A 2,401-nucleotide genomic window follows, 5' to 3' on the forward strand; every position below is an offset into this window, starting at 1 on the left:
GGGCAACTACAGCCATCACGACGAGGGCTTACGGCTCGTCGCGCTGCGGACGGGATAGTTCCGAGTTTTATTCTGAAAGCAGTGACGGTCAAAGCATGAGGAGCATCACATGAGCAAGAGTAAGCCCGTAATGGAGTTCGACGTCGCCGTGATCGGAGCCGGCCAGGCCGGGCCGGCCCTGGCCATGACGCTGGCCGGGCGCGGTGAGAAGGTTGCCCTGATCGAAGGGGGACTGGTCGGCGGTTCGTGCGTCAATTACGGTTGCACGCCGACTAAGACCCTTCGTAAAAGCGCGCGGGTCGCGCACCTTGTGCGTCGTGCGGGCGACTTCGGCATCCAGGCCGGGAAGGTCGAAATCGACTTCGCGGCCGCCATGGAGCGGATGCAGCAGCGGGTCGACGAGTCACGCGCGGGGCTGGAAGCATCCATCGCCGGGCAGGACGGCTTGACCTTGCTGCGGGGCTGGGGCGCTTTTACGGGCCGAGCCGGCGACCGGTTCGATTTGACCGCCGGTGACCAGGCGCTGCGGTCCGCGCGGGTCTTCCTCAACACCGGCACCCGCGCGTCCCTACCGCCGCTGCCGGGCATCGATGACGTGCCGCACCTGGACAACGTCAGCCTGCTCCAGCTGCGCGAGTGTCCGCGCCATCTAATCATCATCGGCGGCAGTTACATCGGCCTCGAAATGGGGCAGATATTTCGCCGGCTCGGCAGCGAAGTTACCGTGATCGAGGCCGGCCCGCGCATCACTGGCCACGAAAACCAGGCGGTCTCCAAGGCCCTAACCGAGATGCTGCAGGAAGAGGGCATCCGCTTCCACACCGGCAGCGAGGTCGAGCGGGTCGAGCGGGCGGAGAAGAGTTCCGGTGCCGGGATCGCCGTGACGGTGGGTGGACAGCGAATAGAAGGCTCGCACCTGCTGATCGCCACCGGGCGCAGCCCGAACACCGGGCGCCTCAACCTGGCTGCGGTCGGGGTCGAGACCGACGAGCGCGGCTTCGTGCCGACTGATGGCAAGCTGCAAACCAATGTGCCGGGCGTCTGGGCAGTCGGCGACATTAACAAGCGCGGTGCCTTCACCCACACCAGCTACCAAGACGGCCAGATCGTGCTGGCCAATCTCACGGGCGGCGCGCGTTCTGCCGACGGCCGAGTATCGACCTACGCGATGTACACCGATCCGCCGCTGGGCCGGGTCGGCCTGTCGGAGGCGCAGGCCAGACAGTCGGGCCGCGCTACGTTGGTGACAAATTTTCGAATGAAGGACGTCAGCCGGGCTAAGGAGGAGAGCGAGACCGCTGGCCTGATGCAGATCCTGGTCGACCAGCAAAGCGAAGAGATCGTCGGTGCCTCGCTGCTGGGGTTCGGCTGCGACGAGTTGATCCAGGTGATCAGCAATTTCATGGCCACCGGCGCCCGATACCAGGTGCTGCGCGATGCCCTGCCGATCCACCCCACAGTCGCCGAATTCCTTCCCTTCCTGCTGGACAAGGTCGAGCCGCTGGAGTAGCGCCGCCTGGCTGACGCTCCGCACGGCTGAGCAGCGCAAGCTTCGCATTTTTCTTTACCTCACTTTTTTAAAGGAGCTTCAATGTCACCGTCCCGCCTTACCGCCGGGTCCCCCTTTCCCGCACTCGACTGGCCTGCTGTTGGCGGCGGCCGCGTGAACCCTGCAAAGGGCGACGGATGGCGACTGCTGGTCGTCTACCGCGGCAAGCACTGTCCGCTGTGCAAAAAGTACCTCTCCACGCTCAACGAGATGCTCGATGACTTCAAGGCCGCCAACATCGATGTTTCCGTCCTGTCGACCGACGGCCTGGAAAAGGCAAGCACGGAGTCCGAGGAATGCGGCTGGAAGTTCCCCGTTGGTTACGAGCTGAGCGTCGAGCAGGCCAGGCAACTGGGCCTGTACGTCTCGTCCCCCCGTTCACCGCAGGAGACCGACCATCCCTTCGCCGAACCGGGTGTGTTCGTCATCAATCCCAGGGGCGAGGTGCAGATCGTCGACGTCTCCAATGCGCCCTTCGCACGCCCGGACCTGCGGTCTCTGCTGGACGGCATCCGCTTCGTCATCGAGAAGGACTACCCGGTGCGCGGCACTGCCTGACGGAAGGCCGGTCATGGTCAACCCCCCGAGCTTCAGGATCCCCGCATGCTTCGCCCCAAGGTCCTGATCTTCGACGTCAACCAGACCTTGGCCGACCTGGCGCCGTCCTCCACGTCGATCTCGATGTCGACCCCGCCGGACCGTTCCTGTGGATGCGCGAGGCGATGCACCGCTTCATGGCCCAGGGCATGGCGCCTGTCGGTTCTGTCGCAATAGGAGAGCGAGGTTGAGACGGGAGCTGGAGTGGCTGGCCTCAAAAGGCCAGAGAGTAGAACTCGTCAGCAGCGGACGATG

The 2,401-nt window shown here is 64.5% G+C and carries 2 protein-coding genes; both read left to right on the plus strand.

Annotated features, from left to right (window positions below):
* The first annotated feature begins 109 nt into the window (after window positions 1–109).
* Window positions 110–1,510 carry a mercuric reductase gene (locus tag RCH10_RS27505; protein ID WP_409054829.1) on the plus strand — a complete coding sequence of 467 codons (1,401 nt, stop codon included), beginning with the start codon at window positions 110–112 and terminating at the stop codon, window positions 1,508–1,510.
* An 81-nt stretch (window positions 1,511–1,591) separates the two neighbouring features.
* Complete coding sequence (locus RCH10_RS27510; RefSeq protein WP_323499516.1) at window positions 1,592–2,107, plus strand: redoxin domain-containing protein; 516 nt, start codon at window positions 1,592–1,594, stop codon at window positions 2,105–2,107.
* The last annotated feature ends 294 nt before the right edge of the window (window positions 2,108–2,401 follow it).

This window comes from Variovorax sp. GrIS 2.14, assembly GCF_046115955.1.
GTDB lineage: Bacteria > Pseudomonadota > Gammaproteobacteria > Burkholderiales > Burkholderiaceae_C > Variovorax.

Coding starts and splice junctions, on each gene's coding strand:
- RCH10_RS27505 (WP_409054829.1), top strand. CDS start 110: ATGAGCAAGAGTAAGCCCGTAATGGAGTTCGACGTCGCCGTGATCGGA.
- RCH10_RS27510 (WP_323499516.1), top strand. CDS start 1,592: ATGTCACCGTCCCGCCTTACCGCCGGGTCCCCCTTTCCCGCACTCGAC.